Raw genomic sequence first — 17,400 nt, 5'->3', positions numbered from 1 at the left:
CGCGGCCGGGGCCGCCCGGCGGACAAATCGCACGCCTCCTCGCGTGGCAGCTTGCGTTTACATGGGCGAAATGTTGTCCTTCGACCGCCTTGCCAGAATCCGCCGCGGAGTCGAGGAACAGGAGACCATGAAACACATTCCCTTTGCCGCCCTCCCCGTCGCGGATCGGCAGGCGCTCGCCGAAGCCCTGCGGCGCAGCGGCGTGCCGCTGCGGCACGTGTGCATCTCTTGCACGGAGCCGACCTCCGCGGACGAGGCACAGGGCGTGGCCACGGTCACCGGTGCGGGCTGGATCCGCAGCTACGCGGCGGAGGCCGGCTGGATCGGGCAACTGGAACACGACCTGCTGGCCCTGCGTCCCGCAGCGCCGGCACAATCCGGTCTTCCCGACAAGCAAGGAGACACGGAATGAACAAGCGCCACCTGCTGCGCTGCGCCTTCGGCCTCGCGGCGGTCGCCCTCGCCGGCTTCGCCCAGGCCCAGGACTTCCCGCCGAAGAAGCCGGTGACTTTGGTCGTGGGCTTCGCGCCCGGTGGCGCCGCGGATGCCGCCGCCCGCCTGATCGCCAAGAAGCTCGGGGACAACATCGGCCAGAGCGTGGTGGTGGACAACCGCGCCGGCGCGGGCGGCAACATCGCGCACCAGCTGGTGGCGAACGGGCCCACCGACGGCACCATGATCCTGCTCGGCTCCATCGGTCCGCTGACCATCGCGCCGCACATGATGAAGGTGGGCTACGACCCGTTCAAGGACCTGGCACCCCTCTCGGGCGGCGTGCACTTCCCCAACGTGCTGGTGGTGAACGCCAACTCGGGCATCAAGACGCTGGCCGACTCCGTGGCGCTGGCGCGCAAGCAGGCCGGCTCCGTGACCTTCGCCTCCACGGGCCCGGGCTCCGCCTCGCACCTCACGGGCGAACTGTTCGGGCAACAGGCCAAGGTCGAAATGACGCACGTGCCGTACAAGGGCGGCTCGGCAGCCATGCCGGACCTGCTGGCCGGGCGCTTCACGGCGTACTTCGCCGCGCCGCCCACGGCGCTGCCGCACATCGAATCCGGCAAGCTCACGCCGCTGGCGACCACCGGCCTGACGCGGCCGGCCTACCTGCCGAACGTCCCGACGGTGGCCGAATCCGGCTATCCCGGCTTCGAGGCACTGAACTGGTATGCCTTCGTCGCCTCGGCGAAGACGCCCGCGCCCATCCTGGACCGCTGGAACCAGGAAATCGTCAAGGTGCTCGAAGATCCTTCGATCCGCGAGCAGTTCCAGAAGCACGGCCTGACCCCCCATCCGACTTCGCGCGCGGAGCTGACCGACTTCATGCGCAAGGAGTCGGCCAAGTGGGGCGCGATCGTGCGCGATCGCAAGATCAGCGCGGAGTAGCGTTCACTTCGCGGGCGGCGCTGGCGCGGGCACCATCACCCGCAGGGCGCCGCGCCGGATGCGATAGTGCAGCGGCGTCGCCAGCATCGCGATCTCGCCGTCGGTGGCCACGCGGATGCGCGCTTCGTGCGTGCCGATCACGAAGGCTTCACCGGTCACCATCTCGAAATCCTCCGCCTGGTCCAGGCGCTTGAACAGGGCGCGCAGCGCCAGTTGCAGCAGCGCCAGCCGGCCGCGCCGGCGCGCCATGTAGAGCGCGAGCTCGCCGCCTTGCAAGCTCTCGCGCGCGCCGATGTCCAGCCCTTCCATCGTGTAGCGGTTGTTGCCGATGAAGACGAAGGGCGTGCGCCGCACCTGGTCCTCGGCTTCGGATGCGATGCGCACGGCCAGCCCGTGCGGCCGCTGCGTCGCCCGCAGCGTGGCGCTGGCGAGCGCGCGCCACTTGCTCTTGCCCAGGTGCATGCGCTGCAGCTCGCGCTCGCGCACGATCTCGGGGTACAGGCCCAGGCTCGAGTTGTTGATGAAGACGTGGCCGTTCACCTCGCCGACGTCGACCTGCAGCACGCGGCCCTGCGCGATCGTGCGCACCGCATCTTCCAGCTTCGGCGGGATGCCCAGGTCCTTGGCGAAGTGGTTGAGGGTGCCCAGGGGCAGCACGCCTTGCACGCTGTCCGTGCCGGCGAGCGACGCGGCGACGGCGGCCTGCGTGCCGTCGCCACCGCCGGCCACCACCAGGCGCGTGCCCTGCGAGTGCGCGCGCTCCAGGGCGGCACGCAAGGCGTCGGCGTCGTGCGCCATCACCACCTCGGCCTCCAGGCCGGCCTGCGCGAACAGCGCCGTGAGTTCCTCGGCCCGCTCCGGCCCGCAGCCGCTGCCGGAGCGCGCGTTCACGACCACCAGCGCGTGCCGGGAAGGGGGTGCGGTGCTGGCCATGCGCGCGAGCATACCGATTTGGGCGCCTCCTTCGCGCGGGAAGGGCGGCGGGTGCGCGAGGCTATCGGTCGGCGACTACGGCCGCGAGGACTTCGGCCGGCGGCGTGGCGCGGCCGAAGTGCGGCTGGATCACGAGTTCGATCACCACGTCCTCGACCAGCGCCCGCAGCAGGCGCGGCTCGCCGGAGCGCAGTTCGCATTCGATCAGGAGGCGCCGGCGCGACATCCAGCGCGTGTCGACGTTGTCGCAGGCACCGACGAACACCAGCTGCGGCTCCACGCTGCGCAGCAGGGCCCAGCGCTTGCGCACGAACACGCCGGAGCTCTGCGGCGCGAGCAGGGGGCTTTCCGGCATGCCGCGCACTTCGGCGACGAAGGCGCCGTCGGGGGCGGTGGCCTGCGGCTTCGCCAGCGGATAGGTGCGGCGCCAGGAGCCCTCGCGCACGAGCACGGCGGCAGCGACGAGCAGCACGGGCACGAGGCCGATGAGGAGGACGGTACGGAGCTTCACGGCAATGGTGATTCTCGGGCAGAGGCGCAACGCTGGGGTTCACGCGCTGCGCGGTTCACCGCGAGCCTGCGGGGCGCCGCCAGCGGATGCGCCACGTCGTAGGCTGGCGGTGAAGCGCGCCAGCGCGTGAACCCCAGCGCTCGCCCTGGCGAACTGCAAGCCGGCGCGGGCAGTGCAGGCAAACTCAGTGCGCCGCGCTCGCCTCGTCCAGCAACGCCATCGTCGCCGCATCCAGCTTCAGCTCCGCGGCTTTCGACAGCTCCTGCAATTGCGCGACGGACGTCGCACTCGCGATCGGCGAGGTGATCGCCGGCTGCGCCATCACCCAGGCGATCGCCACCTGCGCCGGCGTGGCATTGCTGCGCTCCGCCGCCTCGTCGAGGGCTTTCACGATGCGCTGCCCGCGCGCATTGAGGTACTTCTGCACCACCGTCGGGCCGCGCGCGCTCCTGGCGGCGTCCTCCGGGGCGCGGTACTTGCCGCTCAGGAAGCCGGCAGCCAGCGCGTAGTAGTTGATCACGCCGACGTGCTCGCGCCGGCACAGCGCCTGCAGGTCGTCTTCGAACTCGAAGCGGTCGTACAGGTTGTACAGCGGCTGCAGGCTCTCGTAACGGGGCAGGCCCAGGCGCGCGCTGGTCTCCAGCGCCTGCTGCAGGCGCCCGGCACCGTAGTTGGACGCGCCGATGGCGCGCACCTTGCCTTGCGCGACCAGCTGGCCGAAGGCCTCCAGCGTCGCATCGAGCGGCGTCGACGCGTCGTCGCGGTGCGCCTGGTACAGGTCGATGCAATCGACGTGCAGGCGCCGCAGCGACTCCTCCACCGCGGCGCGGATGCGTTCCGGCTTCAGGCCGATGCGGCCTTCGCCCATGTCGTTGCCGACCTTGGTGGCGATCACCAGCCTGCTGCGCCGGCCACCCTGGCGCACCCAGCGGCCGATCACCGATTCCGATTCGCCGCCCGTGTGCCCGGGCGCCCAGCGCGAATACACGTCGGCGGTGTCGACGAAGTTGAAGCCGGCGTCGATCCACGCATCGAGCAGCGAGAACGAGGTGCGTTCGTCGGCGGTCCAGCCGAACACGTTGCCGCCGAAGCACAGGGGCGAGACCTGCAGCTCGGAGCGGCCGAGGGGGCGGTAGTCCATCGCGCTTCCTTGAGAGTTGTCACACGCCGCCGTGCGGGTGCGTGGGGTCCACCCACAGCACCTGCTCGGGCTTTTCGACCGGCTCGATGTCCAGGTTGATCGCGACCGCCTGGCCGTCGCTGCGGCACAGGACGCATTCGAGGACCTCGGTGGGGCTGGCGTTGATCTCCTGGTGCGGCACGTAGGGCGGCACGTAGATGAAGTCGCCGGGCCCGGCTTCGGCGGTGAACTCCAGGTGCTCGCCCCAGCGCATGCGCGCGCGCCCCTTGATCACGTAGATCACGCTCTCGAGGTGGCCGTGGTGGTGGGCGCCGGTCTTCGCATTGGGGTGGATGGTCACCGTGCCGGCCCACAGCTTCTGAGCGCCGACGCGCGCGAAGTTGATCGCCGCCTTGCGGTCCATGCCTGCGGTGGAGGGCACGTTCGGGTCGAGCTGGTTGGCCGGGATCACGCGCACGCCGTCGTGCTTCCACTTCGGTTCGGCGGCGTCGCTGTCGTGCGGGTGGTCGTTCATGGGGCGGCAGCGTAACCCGCGCGCGCACAATCGTGCAATGACCGAAGCCGATGTGCCCGTGCTCGACGCCAAGGGGCTGCGCCGCCTGGCCGCTGCGCAGCCGCGCCAGCCCTGCCCCGCATGCGCGGCCGTGCGGGCGCCGGGCTGGGAAGCGCTGGGCACTTCGCTCGACCGCGGCGCCTTGCGCAAGGTGGCGACGCTGCGGCAACCGGACGTCGAGGACCCCACGCTCGAAGAGCACCACCCGAACGGCACGCACGGCTGGTCGCCCGACGCGCCGATCGCACCCGCGTTCTTCCCGTACAACCGGTGCGACGTGTGGCAGTGCGCGCAGTGCGGGCGGGCCTTCCTGCGCTACACGGAGTACGGCGGCTACTACGTGGAAGAGCGGATCCGCGAACTCCGGCCCGAGCTCATCGCCGGTGACTGAGCGCTGCTGCCGCCGCGCTGCTCACCGAGCTCATCGCCGGTGACTGAGCGCTGCTGCCGCCGCGCTGCTCACGCCCGCTGTAGTCCGGAGGCCGACAAGCTTCGGTTCCGCCCTCCTACCGCTGGGGCGGGGCCTGGACCGTTTCCTGAGAGGGGACGTGATTTGAACCCACTCGAAAGGAATACAGCATGAAGAAGGACGTCATCGGACTGGCTGCCGCCCTGTGCCTGGGCTTCACGGCAAGCGCCTTCGCGGCCGACAACACCGGCATGGACAAGGACGCCTACAAGGCCGCCAAGGAGAAGATCGAGGCGCAGTACAAGGCCGACAAGAAGGCCTGCGACGGCATGAAGGACAACGCCAAGGACATCTGCAACGCCGAAGCCAAGGGCAAGGACAAGATCGCCAAGGCGGAACTCGACGCGCAGTACAAGCCCAGCCCCAGGGCCGACGAGAAGGTCAAGACGGCCAAGGCCGACGCCGACTACGACGTCGCGAAGGAAAAGTGCGACGACCAGAAGGGCAACGCCAAGGACGTGTGCAAGAAGGACGCGAAGGCGGCCCACACCGCGGCCAAGAGCCAGGCCAAGGCGGAAGCGAAGGCCGCCCAGAACGGCGCGAATTCCGGCGCCGCCGCCGAGGCGCGCCAGGATGCGTCCAAGGACACGGCCGATGCGCAGTACGCCGCCGCCAAGGAGCGCTGCGACGCGATGAAGGCCGGCGCCAAGGACCGCTGCATGGCGGACGCGAAGAAGAAGTTCAACAAGTCCTGAACGAGGGGCGGCCGGGGCGGCCGCTTCAGGACCGGGGCTGGCGGCATGGTGGGGTCCGTGGCCGCCGGCCCCACAATGAAAAGGTCCGGCACTGCCGGACCTTTTTTCCGCTGTGCGCGGACCTCAGGTGCGATGGTGGATCACGACGGTGCGGTTCACCTCGTGCCGGCCATGATGCGCCGGGTGCACGACGACGACCTTCTTCATGTGGTGGCGCTGCTGCGGATGCACCACCACCACGCGGCGCACGTGCCGCTCGTGCAGGCGGTCGTTGCCCTGGGTCTTCACGATGTGCCTGGTCACGGTGCCGTGCGGCGTGTCGCGGGTGACGGTGATGTCGCGGGTGGTGGTGGCGGCGAAGGCCGAGCCGGCCAGGGCCAGGGCGAGGCCGAGCGCGAGGTTCTGCAGTTTCATGCGGTTCTCCTGGTGTATCGATCTGGGATGCATGCCTTGCAAGGGGCACATCTTCATGACGCGCCAGGCGGCCCGCGCGCTGAAAGCGCGTTTCGATGCACTCCGCCAGCCTTCTCCTACTGCACCCCGATGCCTTGCAGGTAGGCGTCGATCGCCTTGGTGCCGACGGTCTCCAGGTCGAAGCCCTCGGGCTCCAGCAGCCAGTTCTGGATCAGCCCGTCGACCAGCGCGTGCAGCCCCTGCGCCGCGGTGGTGGCGGGGACGGCCAGGCGCACGCCGTGCACCTCGGCGCTCCTGAGAAGGGCCTGGCGGAACTGGCCCACCACCCGGTCCTGCATCTGCCGGTGGCGTTCGCGCACCTCGCACAGGCTGTCGACGTACTCGACCTTGTGGGTGGCGACCTCGAACACGCGCCGGGTCTGCGGGTCCTCCACCGTCTGGCGCAGGGCGGCGCGCAAGGCCTTCTTCAGGCGCGGCACCGGATCGCCGCCCGTCGGCTCCTGGACCGATGCCAGTGCGCACTGCAGGGGCATCACGACCCGGTCCATCATTGCGTTGAACAGGTCCGCCTTGTCGCGGAAGTGCCAATAGATGGCGCCGCGCGTGGTGCCGGCGGCCAGGGCGATGTCGTTCAGCGAGGTGCCGGCCACGCCCTGCGCGAGGAACACGCGCTCGGCCGCATCCAGCAGGCTGTTGCGGGTGGCGAGGGCGTCTTCCTTGGAACGGCGGGCCATGGCAGGGGTGCCCGAATATACATTCAAACCTGTATGTATACTCGCGGGTTCCGCCGGTCCGCCCCCGGCCTGCTCTCCCCGTCCACCATCACCGCACAACAACATCCATGGCTGCTCGCGTGCCACAGGGCCTTGCGTCCTTCCTCCTCGTGCTCCTTCTCGCCGCCTGCAGCAAGGAGTCGGGCACACCCGCGGCGGGCGCAAGTGGCGGCGCGCCAGCCGCCCCGCCGCCGCCCGAAGTCGGCGTCGTGACGGTCGCCACCGGCGACGTCGGCCTGGTCACCGAGCTGCCGGGGCGGCTCGAGCCCGCGCGTGTCGCGCAGGTGCGGGCGCGCGCCGCCGGTATCGTGCAGAGCCGGCTGTTCCGCGAAGGCAGCGACGTGCGCGCCGGGCAGGTTCTGTACCGCATCGACCCGAGCCCCTACGCCGCCGCCCAGCAGAGCGCGCGCGCCTCGCTGGCCAAGGCGGAGGCCAACCACTCGCAGGCCGCCGCCCTGGCGCAACGCTACAAGCCGCTGGTCGAGGCCAACGCGATCAGCAAGCAGGAATACGCCAACGCGGTGGCGGCCGAGAAGCAGGCCGAGGCCGACGTCGCCTCGGCCCGCGCAGCGGTGCGCACGGCCGACATCAACCTGAGCTACGCCTCGGTGACGGCGCCGATCTCCGGGCGCATCGGCCGCTCGCTGGTCACCGAGGGCGCGCTGGTGGGGCAGGGCGAGGCGACGCCGCTGGCGGTGATCCAGCAGATCGATCCGCTCTTCGTCAACTTCACGCAGTCGGTCACCGAGGTGATGAACCTGCGCCGCGCGCTGGAGCAGGGGCGCCTGAAGCGCGCCGGCAGCGAGGGCGCGCAGGTGCGCGTGGTGCTGGAAGACGGCACCGAGCATCCGCAACCCGGCCGCCTGCTGTTCGCCGACCTGAGCGTGGACCAGAACACCGGCCAGGTGACCCTGCGCGCCGAGGTGCCTAACCCGCGCGCGATGCTGCTGCCCGGCATGTACGTGCGCGTCAAGGTCGAACAGGCCAAGGCGCAGCACGCGATGCTGCTGCCGCAGCAGGCCGTCACCCGCTCGCCGCAGGGCGACACGGTGATGGTGGTCGATGCCAAGGGCCAGGTGGCGCCGCGCACGGTGAAGATCGGCGGCTCGCAGAACGGCCAGTGGGTGGTGCTCGGCGGCCTGCAGCCCGGCGAGCAGGTGATGGTGGACGGCTTCCAGAAGGTGCGCCCGGGCGCGCCCGTCAAGCCCGTGCCCTGGGGTGCGAACGGGCCCGCGGGCGCCGCCGCCGCGCCGGCTTCCGCGGCGAAGCCGGCCGCCTCCGCCGCCTCCGCCGCTGCGGCCGGAGCCTCGGCGCCGGCCTCGGCCGCCGCTTCGCAGTCGGCCAGGAGCTGAGGAGCGCGCGATGTCCAAGTTCTTCATCGACCGGCCGATCTTCGCGTGGGTGATCGCGCTGTTCATCATCGTGATCGGCGCCGTCGCCATCACCAAGCTGCCGATCTCGCAATACCCGCCGGTGGCGCCGCCCGCCATCGTGCTGACCGCGGTCTACCCCGGCGCCTCGGCCCGCACGCTGGAGGAAAGCGTGATCAGCGTGATCGAGCAGGAAATGAACGGCTCGCCCGGCCTGATCTACATGGAGTCGGTCACGCAGGCCAACGGCGTCGGCCAGATCACCATCAGCTTCGAGCCGGGCACCAACCCCGACCTGGCGCAGGTGGACGTGCAGAACCGCCTGGCGCGCGCCACGCCGCGCCTGCCGGCCGCCGTCACGCAGCAGGGCGTGCGCGTCGAGAAGTCGCGCTCCAACTTCCTGCTGTTCACGATCCTCTCCTCCGACGACCCGAACTTCACGCCGGTGGACCTGGGCGACTACGCGTCGCGCAGCGTGCTGCCTGAAATCCAGCGCATTCCCGGCGTCGGCCAGGCGCAGCTGTTCGGCACCGAAGCGGCGATGCGCGTCTGGATCGATCCGGAAAAGCTGGTGGGCTTCAACCTGTCCACCAACGACGTGAACAACGCGATCCGGGCGCAGAACGCGCAGGTCTCGGCCGGCACGATGGGGGACCTGCCCAACATCACGGGCCAGTCGATCGCCGCCACCATCGTGGTGCCGGGCCAGCTCACCACGCCGGAGCAGTTCGGCAACATCGTGCTGCGCTCCACGCCGGAGGGCTCCACCGTGCGCCTGAAGGACGTGGCGCGGGTGGAACTGAATGCCCAGAGCTTCGCCACCGCGGCGCGCCTGAACGGCAAGCCGTCGACGGGCATCGGCGTGCAGCTCGCGCCCTCGGGCAATGCGCTGGCGACGGCCGACGCGATCCGCAAGCGCATGGGCGAGCTGGCGCCCTACTTCCCGCGCGGCATGAAATGGGACATCCCGTACGACAGCTCACGCTTCGTGCGCATCTCCATCAAGCAGGTGGTCGAGACGCTGCTGGAAGCCGTGGCGCTGGTGTTCCTGGTGATGTTCCTGTTCCTGCAGAACTGGCGCTACACCATCATCCCGACGCTGGTGGTGCCGGTGGCGCTGCTGGGGACCTTCGGCGCGCTGCTGGCGCTGGGCTTCTCGATCAACGTGCTGACCATGTTCGGCATGGTGCTGGTGATCGGCATCGTGGTGGACGACGCCATCGTGGTGGTGGAGAACGTCGAGCGGATCATGAGCCACGAGGGCCTGCCGCCGCGCGAAGCCACGCGCAAGGCGATGGGCCAGATCCAGGGCGCCATCATCGGCGTGACCGTGGTGCTGATCTCGGTGTTCGTGCCGCTGGCCTTCTTCGCGGGATCGACCGGCAACATCTACCGGCAGTTCGCCGCCGTGATGGTGGCGTCGATCGGCTTTTCCGCCACGATGGCGCTGTCGCTCACGCCGGCGCTGTGCGCCACGCTCCTCAAGCAGGTGCCGGCCGGCCACCACGAGGAGAAGGGCGGCTTCTTCGGCGCCTTCAACCGCGTGTTCCAGCGCACCGCCAAGGGCTACGAATCGGTCGTGGCCCGCATCCTGCGCCGCGCCGCCCGCTACCTGATCATCTACGCGGCGATCGCCGGCGTGGCGGCGCTGATCTACTCGCGCCTGCCCACGTCCTTCCTGCCGCAGGAGGACCAGGGCAACATGCTGGTGAACGTGCAGCTGCCGCCCGGCGCGACGCTGGAGCGCACCCGCAGCGTGATCGAGCAGGTGGAGGCGTTCATCCTCAAGCAGCCCGAGGTGCAGAGCATGGTGGGCGTGCTGGGCTTCTCCTTCTCCGGCCAGGGGCAGAACGCGGCGCTCGCCTTCGTCACGCTCAAGGACTGGGACGAGCGCAAGGGCGAGCAGCATTCCGCGCAGGCGCTCGCCGGCCGCTCCTTCGGCGGGCTGTCCGGCATCCGCGATGCCTTCATCTTCCCGCTCAGCCCGCCGCCGATCCCGGAGCTCGGGACGGCTTCGGGCTTCACCTTCCGCCTGCAGGACCGCGGCGGCAACGGACACGAGGCGCTGCTGGCCGCGCGCAACCAGCTCCTGGGCATGGCGGCGAAGAGCAAGGTGCTGGCGCAGGTGCGCCCGGACGGCCTGGAAGACGCGCCGCAGCTGCAGGTGGACATCGACCGCGACAAGGCGCAGGCTCTGGGCGTGAGCTTCGACGCCATCAACGGCGCCCTCTCCACCGCGCTCGGCTCGGCTTACATCAACGACTTCCCCAACCGCGGCCGGCTGCAGCGGGTGGTGGTGCAGGCCGATGCGCCTTCGCGCATGCAGCCGGAGGACCTGCTGCGCCTGAACGTGCCCAGCACGCAGGGCAAGGTGGTGCCGCTGTCGGCCTTCGCGACCACGCGCTGGATCACCGGCGCGATGCAGGCGGTGCGCTACAACGGCTATCCGGCCATGCGCATTTCGGGCGCGCCGGCCCCGGGCTACAGCACCGGCGCCGCGATGGACGAAATGGAGCGATTGGCCGCGCAACTGCCCGCCGGCTTCGCCTACGAGTGGACCGGCCAGTCGCGCGAGGAAAAGCTGGCCGGCTCGCAGGCGCTGGTCCTGTACGGCTTCGCCATCCTGTCGGTGTTCCTGTGCCTGGCGGCCCTCTACGAAAGCTGGTCGATCCCGCTCGCGGTGATCCTGGTCGTGCCGCTGGGGGTGCTGGGCGTGCTGCTGGCCACGCTCCTGCGCGGCTACGCGAACGACGTGTACTTCCAGGTCGGCCTGATCACGATCATCGGCCTGTCGGCGAAGAACGCCATCCTGATCATCGAGTTCGCCAAGGACCTGCAGGCGCAGGGCAAGGGCGTGATCGAGGCGGCGCTGGCGGCGGCGCACCTGCGTTTCCGGCCGATCATCATGACCTCGATGGCCTTCGGCCTCGGCGTGCTGCCGCTGGCCATCGCCAACGGCGCCGGCTCCGCCAGCCAGCGGGCCATCGGCACCGGCGTGCTGGGCGGCATGCTCACGGGCACGGGCCTGGCCATCTTCTTCGTTCCCATCTTCTTCGTGGTGGTGCGCGGCACCTTCAAGGGCAACGAGCGGCAGAACAAGCTGTACCGGCACGAGCTGCAGCGCGAGATTCCCGCCGGCGCCACCGCGGGAGATCAGATATGAGTTCGCCCGTGAAGACCCTCTGCGCACTGGCCGCGGCGCTGGCGCTGGCCGGCTGCACCTCGCTGATCCCGGCCTACGAACGGCCGGCGCTGCCGGTGCCGGATGCCTTCCCTTATCCGGCGGCGGAGCAGGGCACGCCGGCGGCGGCGCTGCCCTGGCAGCAGTTCTTCGACGACGAGCGCCTGCGCACGCTGATCGCGACGGCGCTGCGCAACAACCGCGACCTGCGCGTGGCGCTGCTCAATATCGCGCAGGCCCGCGCCCAGTACGACATCCGCAATGCGGACCTGCTGCCGACGGTGGCCGGCACCGCCAGCGCCTCGCGCGGGCCGAGCCCGGTGAGCGGCAGCCAGGTCACCACGCTGCAGGCCAACGTCGCCTTCAGCGCCTGGGAGATCGACCTGTTCGGCCGCATCGCCAGCCTGAGCGAGGCGGCGCTGGCGCAGTACTTCGCCACCGAGGAAGGCCGCAGCGCGGCGCAGACCGCGCTGGTGGCGAGCGTCGCGAACACGTGGCTGAGCCTGGCCGCAGACGAGGAACTGCTGGCGATCACCCGGCAGACCCTGAGCACGCGCGAGGAGTCGCTGCGCCTGACGCGCCTGCGCTTCGAGAACGGCGCCTCGTCGGAGATCGACTTCCGGCTGGCGCAGTCGCTCTACGAGACGGCGCGGGCGACGCTGGCGCAGCTGCAGCGGCAGCGCGCCACCGACATCAACTCGCTCGCGCTGCTGGTGGGCGAGCCGGTCGCGCCTCAGTACGAAGTCGGACTCACGACGGCCAAGGTGAGCCTGCCCGACGTGCCCGCGGGCCTGCCCTCGGACGTGCTGGTGCGTCGGCCCGACGTGCGGCAGGCGGAGCAGCAGCTGCTCGCCGCCAACGCCAACATCGGCGCGGCCCGGGCGGCGTTCTTTCCCCGCATCTCCCTGACCGCCGGCGTGGGCACCGCCAGCTCGGACCTGGCCGGCCTGTTCAAGGGCGGCTCCTGGGGCTTCACGGTGGCGCCGACGCTGGTGCAGACGCTGTTCGATGCCGGCCGCAATCGCGCCGGCCTGGCTTCCGCGCAGGTCTCGCGCGACATCGCCGTGGCGCAGTACGAGCGGGCGATCCAGCAGGCCTTCCGCGAAGTGGCCGATGCCCTGGCCGGCCGTGCGACCTACGGCGAGCAGGTGCGCGCGCAGGGCGCCGTGGTCGAGGCGGAAGAGGTCCGCTACCGGCTGGCGCGGCTGAGGTACGACAACGGCGTGGCCAGTTACCTGGACCTGCTGGACGCGCAGCGTTCCCTCTTCACGGCGCAGCAGTCGCTGGTGCAGGCGCGCCTGGCCGGCCTGCAGAACCAGGTGCAGCTCTATCGCTCACTCGGGGGCGGCTGGAACCCGTGATCGCGGGATTTCAGTAGCGCGTGCGCCTCAGTAGCGCGTGCGCCGCGGCAGGGTCGACACCGCGCGCAGCCACTGTCCGAAGCGGGACTGGGCGATGGAAGAAAGCAGCGAAATGGCGAGCATCGTTCCGTCCTCGAAAATCGTTCAACGGATGCGATCTTCGGGCCGGAGCCGTGGCGGGCCCGTCGGTGCGGTGCGCAACCGTGGGTGGCGCAGCTTCCGACGGGCGTAGGAACGGTCGGGCGACCGACCTTCGCTCGCTTCAGGGAGCGGCCTGGGCCGGAACCTGGTGATAGACGCTCGTGATGGCGTAGCCCTTTTCGGCGATCTGGGCGCGCGGGTTGTCGATCTCGTACGGGTGCAGGTGTTCCTGCGTATCGTCCACGTCCACGCTCAGCTGGCGGACGTGCCAGTCGACGTTGTCCGCTTCCGGGGGAATATCCTGTCCCTGCGGCACGATGAGGTAGCTGAACTTCTGCTGCGCTTCCTCGCGCCGGTAGATGTCGACTTTCATCGGAGGGGGTCCTTTCAGGGTGGGGTACGGACCCATTCTGGTAGGCCGCCATGCCGGCGCGAGTAGGACAAATACCATTCAGCCGATGGACGCCCGGGCTGCCACGGTCGGGCTGTCAGAGGGTTTCGATGCGCTGTGCGCGCACGACCAGTTCCTTTTGCCGCATGCGGGCCGTGAGCTCCTCCCGGTAGGCCTGCCACCAGCTGCGGTCCAGCGTGGCGACCATCACTTCGTAGACCACGATGTCGTCGTGCTCCACGCCTTCGCCGGGGCCTTCGGCCCAGAGACCGGTGGCGGGCGCCCGCGAATACGCCGTGAGCCCGCCGAAGCGCTGCACCAGCTCCGCGCGCACGGCGCCGAACAGCGCCGCCGGCAGCCGCTCGCCATCGTGCGCGTAGAGGGGAAGCAGCAACTGCACGAGGTGCATGGCACGCACACGCGATGGTCAGGTGTCGGTCAGGTCCGGCTCCTTCGCCGGTGCGGGCGGGGGTCGGCCCTCAACAGGATACGCCAGCTCCCTAATTCTTGTGGCTGGGCATCCGGTCGCGCAAGCCTTACACTGTCGCCTCTGCTCCTTCCGCTACTCGATGATCGACAGATCGCACCATAGTGTCCTTGTCGTGGACGACAACCCGTCCACCCGGTATGCCACCGCACGCACGCTGCGCGCTGCCGGCTTCAACACCGTCGAGGCAGCGGCCGGCGCCGAGGCGCTGGAGCTGGTGGAGTTCGTGTCCGCCGCGGTGCTGGACGTGCACCTGCCGGACCTGCTCGGATTCGAGGTCTGCCGCCTGCTGCGCAAGCGCGCGGCCACGGCTTCCCTCCCCGTGGTGCACGTCTCGGCCGTGTTCGTGAGCCCCGCCGAACAGGCTGCCGGCATGGAAGCCGGCGCAGACGCCTACATGGTCGCCCCGGTCGACCCCGAGGCGCTGGTGGCCACGCTCGATCACCTGATCGAGGAACGGCCGATGACCACCCAGCACTAGACCACCATCGGCGTCGCCGCCCCGTCCATCGACAGGATCGCGCCCGAGATGTAGGAAGCCCGCGGCGAAGCCAGGAACAGCACTGCCGCCGCGACTTCCTCCGGCGTCGCGATGCGACCGAGCGGCAGCTTCTTCTCCGCCTGGCGCTGCACCTCCTCCTGGCTCGTGTTGCGCAGGCGCGCGTCCACCGCGAAGCCTTGGGCCAGCCGCTGCGTGAGCGTCAGCGTGGGGTTCACGGCGTTGATGCGCACGCCGCGCGGCCCCCAGGCCGCCGCCAGGCCGGCGGTGGCCAGCATCAGCGCCGCATTCGCCGCGCCGCCGGCCAGGTGCGTGGTCGTGGCCACCTTGCCGCCCATGCCGATCACGTTGACGATGGCGCCCGTGCCGCGCGCCCCCATGCGCTTGACGACCGGGTCCATCACGTGGATGTAGGTGAAGAACTTGGCCTGCATCGCGTCGTGCCAGGCCTGCGGCTGCAGTTCGTCGTGCGGGGTGCGGCGGGCCGCGCCGGCGGAATTCACCAGCACGTCGATCGGCCCGAGCGCCGCCTGCGCCGCGTCCACCGCTTCCAGGGCCGCCGCCGGATCCGCCAGGTCGGCGCAAAACCCATCGACCTCGCCCAGCGGCCGCAGTTCGGCCAGGGCGCGCTCCATGTGTTCCGGGCTGCGGCCGACCAGGCTCACCTTGCAGCCTTCGGCCACGAATTCGCGCGCGCACGCCAGGCCGATGCCGCGGCTGCCGCCGGTGATCAGCACGTGACGGCCGTGAAGTTGCAGGTCCATGTCAGTGGTCTCCCTGGGGAATGTCGAGGACGACGTTGCCGATCAGCCGGCCCTGCTCCACGGCGTCGTGGGCGCGGGCGATCTCCGCCAGCGGCAGGCGCAGCGCCACCGTGTGCTGCAGCGCGCCATCGCGCAGCAACGTGCCGAGTTCGCGCAGGCAGGCTTCGCGCTCGGCGGCTTCCATCTCGTACACGTAGACGAACTTCAGCGTGATGCGGTTGCGCATGAACCAGAAGGTGGGCAGGTTCGCCTCCATCTGTCCCATTCCGTACACGACGACCGTTGCGCCGGCGCGCAAGCAGGCGGGGTAGAGCCGCGCGTTGGCGGTGAAGTCCATCTCGATCACCGCGGCTGCACCGCGCCCGCCGGTGAGTTGCTGCACGCGCTCGCCCACGTCCTCGTCGCGGTAGAGGATGGTGTGCGCGGCGCCGGCGCGGCGGGCGTGGGCCGCCTTCTCTTCGCTGCTCACCGTGGCGAGCACCGTCGCGCCGCGCAGCTTCGCGAACTGGATCGCGTAGTGGCCCACCGAGCCGGCGCCGCCCGCGACGAGCACGGGCATCCCGGGCTCGATGTTCGTCAGCCGCACCGCATGCAGTGCTGTCAGGGCGGGAATGCCGAGGCAGGCCGCCTGCGCATCGTCGACGGAGCCGGGCAAGGCGACCGCCTGCGCCGCGGGCAGGGCGATCCATTGCGCCGCGGTGCCGGATGGGCGCATCCACTGCCCGTTCCAGATCCAGACCCGCTCGCCGACGCGGCTGGCCGCAACGCCTTCACCCACGGCGTCGATCACGCCGGCGCCGTCGCTCTGGGGGATCACCAGCGGATACGGCAGCGCCCGGCCGAAGCCGCCCTTGCGCACCTTGTAGTCGGACGGGTTGACACCGGAGGTGCGCAGCCGCACGCGGACCTCCCCGGCGCCGGGTTGGGGCGTCGGCTGCTCGCCAACCTGCAGCACCTCGGCCGCCGGACCTTGCCTGGTATAGAACGCTGCCTGCATGCGCTTGCCTCCGCCGTGAACAGGGACGTAGCGTACGTCAGGCGGCGGCGCGGCGCTGCAGGGCCCGCGCGAAGGCCCACCCGGCGCAGGGCAGCACCAGCGCCGGCACCAGCAGCACGGGCGCGGCGCCGAAGCGGTCGAAAGCCTGGCCGGCCAGCGACACGCCGATGGCCTGCCCGATGAAGAACGAGAACGCGAACAGCGACATGCCCGTCCCGCGCGCCGCCGGCGCCATCTGCGTGCCGTGCGTCTGCAGCGTGTTGTGGAACAGGTAGGTGCCGAAGCCCACCGCCAGGGCCACCGGCGCCGCGATCCAGCCGCGCGGGATCAGCCACCAGGCGAGGAAGCCGGTGCCCACCACGATGCCGCCCCACAGCACCATCCTGCGCTCGCCGAAGCGCCGCACGACGTGCTGCGCCACCATGGCATAGAACACGCCGCCGATCGCATACAGGGCCACGTAGCCCGCCGCCACCGACAGCGCCAGCCCGAAGCGCTGGTGCAGGTAGGCAGGCAGGTAGGCCAGCGGGCCGAGCAGGAAGATGCCCTCCGCCATCACCGCGGCCAGCACGACACGGGGCCAAGGCAGGCGCAGGATGTCGCGCGCCGGGGCGAGCCAGCTCCCGCGCGGTGCGGTTGCCGCCGTGTGCCCCGGGATGCTGCGCAGGCGCGCCAGCAGCAGCGTTCCCACCACCAGGTAGCCGCCGCACAGGGCCGTGAAGGCGCCGCGCCAGCCCCAGGCGGAATCCGCGAACAGGCCGCCCGCGAGCTGGCCGGCCGTCATGCCGGAAAGGGTGCCGAGCAGCAGCCGCGCCAGCGTGGCCTGCCGCTGTTCCCAGGGCACGTTGTCGCCGATCCACGCCATCGACATCGGGATCACGCCGCCGGCCACGGCGCCCCAGAACACGCGCAGCCGCACCAGCACCTCCAGGCTCGGGGCCAGCGTGCAGGCGAGCGCGCCGGCGGCGGAGGCGAACAGCGCGCAGCAGACGACGCGCGCCTTGCCGTAACGGTCCCCGAGCTGGCCGTACGCCAGCTGCGAGATGCCGTACGCCATGGCGAAGGCCAGGATCACCTGGCCGGCGGTCCCGGGCGTGACGGAGAAATCCCCCGCCAGCCGCGGCAGCAGGCCGTCGCAGATGCGCAGGGCGGCGCCGCTGAAGAAGCTGGCGATGGCGAGCAGGGTGACGGCGGCGCGGGTGGCCGCGGCGGGATCGTGGGCGGGGGCGGAGACTGCGGGAGAAGGCACGGGCCATCCTACAACGGGTGCGGCGCGGCCGCGGCGGCGCCATGGAAACGCGCCTACGGAGCGCGGCGCGGATGCGCGGCACCATACG

The 17,400-nt window shown here is 70.7% G+C and carries 19 protein-coding genes; 8 read left to right on the top strand and 11 right to left on the bottom strand.

Annotated elements, in window-relative coordinates; translation table 11 throughout:
• Positions 1 to 70: 70 nt before the first annotated feature.
• On the top strand, positions 71 to 412 hold the full coding sequence (locus tag JI746_RS13810) for a hypothetical protein (RefSeq protein WP_201690214.1): 342 nt from the start codon (positions 71 to 73) through the stop codon (positions 410 to 412).
• On the top strand, positions 409 to 1,383 hold the full coding sequence (locus JI746_RS13805) for a Bug family tripartite tricarboxylate transporter substrate binding protein (RefSeq protein ID WP_201690213.1): 975 nt from the start codon (positions 409 to 411) through the stop codon (positions 1,381 to 1,383). The genes JI746_RS13810 and JI746_RS13805 overlap by 4 nt, the downstream gene beginning before the upstream one ends.
• Before the next feature lie 3 nt (positions 1,384 to 1,386).
• Here the strand turns inward: JI746_RS13805 and JI746_RS13800 are convergent, their stop codons facing one another.
• From JI746_RS13800 to JI746_RS13785, 4 genes are all read right to left on the bottom strand, one after another.
• Complete coding sequence (locus JI746_RS13800; protein ID WP_201690212.1) at positions 1,387 to 2,316, bottom strand: diacylglycerol/lipid kinase family protein; 930 nt, start codon at positions 2,314 to 2,316, stop codon at positions 1,387 to 1,389.
• A gap of 61 nt (positions 2,317 to 2,377) precedes the next feature.
• A complete protein-coding gene (locus JI746_RS13795; RefSeq protein ID WP_201690211.1) occupies positions 2,378 to 2,827 on the bottom strand; it encodes a hypothetical protein in 450 nt (149 codons plus the stop codon).
• Between the two features lie 184 nt (positions 2,828 to 3,011).
• Positions 3,012 to 3,968 carry an aldo/keto reductase gene (locus JI746_RS13790; protein ID WP_201690209.1) on the bottom strand — a complete coding sequence of 319 codons (957 nt, stop codon included), beginning with the start codon at positions 3,966 to 3,968 and terminating at the stop codon, positions 3,012 to 3,014.
• Between the two features lie 19 nt (positions 3,969 to 3,987).
• On the bottom strand, positions 3,988 to 4,482 hold the full coding sequence (locus JI746_RS13785; RefSeq protein WP_201690207.1) for a cupin domain-containing protein: 495 nt from the start codon (positions 4,480 to 4,482) through the stop codon (positions 3,988 to 3,990).
• A 37-nt stretch (positions 4,483 to 4,519) separates the two neighbouring features.
• On the opposite strand from JI746_RS13785, the gene JI746_RS13780 reads away from it, so the two are divergent.
• Positions 4,520 to 4,912, top strand: coding sequence for a hypothetical protein (locus JI746_RS13780; protein WP_201690205.1), 393 nt, complete (start codon positions 4,520 to 4,522; stop codon positions 4,910 to 4,912).
• Between the two features lie 188 nt (positions 4,913 to 5,100).
• Positions 5,101 to 5,685: a hypothetical protein gene (locus JI746_RS13775; RefSeq protein ID WP_201690203.1), complete on the top strand. Its 585-nt coding sequence runs from the start codon at positions 5,101 to 5,103 to the stop codon at positions 5,683 to 5,685.
• A 123-nt stretch (positions 5,686 to 5,808) separates the two neighbouring features.
• On the opposite strand, the gene JI746_RS13770 is transcribed toward JI746_RS13775, so the two are convergent.
• On the bottom strand, positions 5,809 to 6,099 hold the full coding sequence (locus tag JI746_RS13770) for a hypothetical protein (RefSeq protein ID WP_201690202.1): 291 nt from the start codon (positions 6,097 to 6,099) through the stop codon (positions 5,809 to 5,811).
• A 116-nt stretch (positions 6,100 to 6,215) separates the two neighbouring features.
• A complete protein-coding gene (locus JI746_RS13765; RefSeq protein ID WP_201690201.1) occupies positions 6,216 to 6,833 on the bottom strand; it encodes a TetR family transcriptional regulator in 618 nt (205 codons plus the stop codon).
• Between the two features lie 107 nt (positions 6,834 to 6,940).
• On the opposite strand from JI746_RS13765, the gene JI746_RS13760 reads away from it, so the two are divergent.
• The 3 genes from JI746_RS13760 to JI746_RS13750 are packed head-to-tail and all read left to right on the top strand — an operon-like array spanning position 6,941 to position 12,784.
• Positions 6,941 to 8,224: an efflux RND transporter periplasmic adaptor subunit gene (locus JI746_RS13760; protein ID WP_201690200.1), complete on the top strand. Its 1,284-nt coding sequence runs from the start codon at positions 6,941 to 6,943 to the stop codon at positions 8,222 to 8,224.
• A 10-nt stretch (positions 8,225 to 8,234) separates the two neighbouring features.
• Positions 8,235 to 11,405 carry an efflux RND transporter permease subunit gene (locus JI746_RS13755; RefSeq protein ID WP_201690199.1) on the top strand — a complete coding sequence of 1,057 codons (3,171 nt, stop codon included), beginning with the start codon at positions 8,235 to 8,237 and terminating at the stop codon, positions 11,403 to 11,405.
• Positions 11,402 to 12,784 (top strand): efflux transporter outer membrane subunit, encoded by a 1,383-nt coding sequence (locus tag JI746_RS13750; protein ID WP_201690198.1) that lies wholly within the window; start codon positions 11,402 to 11,404, stop codon positions 12,782 to 12,784. Before JI746_RS13755 ends, JI746_RS13750 begins: the two co-directional genes overlap by 4 nt.
• A gap of 262 nt (positions 12,785 to 13,046) precedes the next feature.
• Here the strand turns inward: JI746_RS13750 and JI746_RS13745 are convergent, their stop codons facing one another.
• Together JI746_RS13745 and JI746_RS13740 are read right to left on the bottom strand one after the other, a co-directional pair.
• Positions 13,047 to 13,298 carry a DUF6139 family protein gene (locus JI746_RS13745; protein WP_201690197.1) on the bottom strand — a complete coding sequence of 84 codons (252 nt, stop codon included), beginning with the start codon at positions 13,296 to 13,298 and terminating at the stop codon, positions 13,047 to 13,049.
• A 115-nt stretch (positions 13,299 to 13,413) separates the two neighbouring features.
• Positions 13,414 to 13,725, bottom strand: coding sequence for a hypothetical protein (locus JI746_RS13740; RefSeq protein ID WP_201690195.1), 312 nt, complete (start codon positions 13,723 to 13,725; stop codon positions 13,414 to 13,416).
• 193 nt (positions 13,726 to 13,918) lie between these two features.
• On the opposite strand from JI746_RS13740, the gene JI746_RS13735 reads away from it, so the two are divergent.
• The gene (locus JI746_RS13735; RefSeq protein ID WP_330893003.1) at positions 13,919 to 14,284 is read left to right on the top strand and encodes a response regulator transcription factor; all 366 of its coding nucleotides are present in this window, start codon (positions 13,919 to 13,921) and stop codon (positions 14,282 to 14,284) included.
• Here JI746_RS13735 and JI746_RS13730 read toward each other — a convergent pair.
• From JI746_RS13730 to JI746_RS13720, 3 genes are read right to left on the bottom strand one after another with little or no spacing between them, the layout of a single operon-like run.
• A complete protein-coding gene (locus JI746_RS13730) occupies positions 14,281 to 15,066 on the bottom strand; it encodes an SDR family oxidoreductase (protein WP_201690192.1) in 786 nt (261 codons plus the stop codon). The genes JI746_RS13735 and JI746_RS13730 overlap by 4 nt on opposite strands.
• A gap of 1 nt (position 15,067) precedes the next feature.
• Positions 15,068 to 16,063 carry an NADPH:quinone reductase gene (locus JI746_RS13725; protein WP_201690190.1) on the bottom strand — a complete coding sequence of 332 codons (996 nt, stop codon included), beginning with the start codon at positions 16,061 to 16,063 and terminating at the stop codon, positions 15,068 to 15,070.
• Between the two features lie 37 nt (positions 16,064 to 16,100).
• Positions 16,101 to 17,312: an MFS transporter gene (locus JI746_RS13720; protein ID WP_330893002.1), complete on the bottom strand. Its 1,212-nt coding sequence runs from the start codon at positions 17,310 to 17,312 to the stop codon at positions 16,101 to 16,103.
• Between the last annotated feature and the right edge of the window lie 88 nt (positions 17,313 to 17,400).

It is taken from the genome of Ramlibacter alkalitolerans (assembly GCF_016722765.1).
Lineage (GTDB): Bacteria > Pseudomonadota > Gammaproteobacteria > Burkholderiales > Burkholderiaceae_C > Ramlibacter > Ramlibacter alkalitolerans.
The sequence above is the reverse complement of the archived record's forward strand: the minus strand, read 5'-3'. Positions and strand labels throughout refer to the sequence as shown.

Bases quoted from the DNA above. Each gene is read 5' to 3' on its own strand.
- JI746_RS13755 (WP_201690199.1), top strand. From the start codon at position 8,235: ATGTCCAAGTTCTTCATCGACCGGCCGATCTTCGCGTGGGTGATCGCG.
- JI746_RS13730 (WP_201690192.1), bottom strand. From the start codon at position 15,066: ATGGACCTGCAACTTCACGGCCGTCACGTGCTGATCACCGGCGGCAGC.
- JI746_RS13780 (WP_201690205.1), top strand. From the start codon at position 4,520: ATGACCGAAGCCGATGTGCCCGTGCTCGACGCCAAGGGGCTGCGCCGC.
- JI746_RS13805 (WP_201690213.1), top strand. From the start codon at position 409: ATGAACAAGCGCCACCTGCTGCGCTGCGCCTTCGGCCTCGCGGCGGTC.
- JI746_RS13725 (WP_201690190.1), bottom strand. From the start codon at position 16,063: ATGCAGGCAGCGTTCTATACCAGGCAAGGTCCGGCGGCCGAGGTGCTG.
- JI746_RS13745 (WP_201690197.1), bottom strand. From the start codon at position 13,298: ATGAAAGTCGACATCTACCGGCGCGAGGAAGCGCAGCAGAAGTTCAGC.
- JI746_RS13760 (WP_201690200.1), top strand. From the start codon at position 6,941: ATGGCTGCTCGCGTGCCACAGGGCCTTGCGTCCTTCCTCCTCGTGCTC.
- JI746_RS13790 (WP_201690209.1), bottom strand. From the start codon at position 3,968: ATGGACTACCGCCCCCTCGGCCGCTCCGAGCTGCAGGTCTCGCCCCTG.
- JI746_RS13770 (WP_201690202.1), bottom strand. From the start codon at position 6,099: ATGAAACTGCAGAACCTCGCGCTCGGCCTCGCCCTGGCCCTGGCCGGC.
- JI746_RS13800 (WP_201690212.1), bottom strand. From the start codon at position 2,316: ATGGCCAGCACCGCACCCCCTTCCCGGCACGCGCTGGTGGTCGTGAAC.
- JI746_RS13740 (WP_201690195.1), bottom strand. From the start codon at position 13,725: ATGCACCTCGTGCAGTTGCTGCTTCCCCTCTACGCGCACGATGGCGAG.
- JI746_RS13810 (WP_201690214.1), top strand. From the start codon at position 71: ATGTTGTCCTTCGACCGCCTTGCCAGAATCCGCCGCGGAGTCGAGGAA.
- JI746_RS13765 (WP_201690201.1), bottom strand. From the start codon at position 6,833: ATGGCCCGCCGTTCCAAGGAAGACGCCCTCGCCACCCGCAACAGCCTG.
- JI746_RS13750 (WP_201690198.1), top strand. From the start codon at position 11,402: ATGAGTTCGCCCGTGAAGACCCTCTGCGCACTGGCCGCGGCGCTGGCG.
- JI746_RS13785 (WP_201690207.1), bottom strand. From the start codon at position 4,482: ATGAACGACCACCCGCACGACAGCGACGCCGCCGAACCGAAGTGGAAG.
- JI746_RS13775 (WP_201690203.1), top strand. From the start codon at position 5,101: ATGAAGAAGGACGTCATCGGACTGGCTGCCGCCCTGTGCCTGGGCTTC.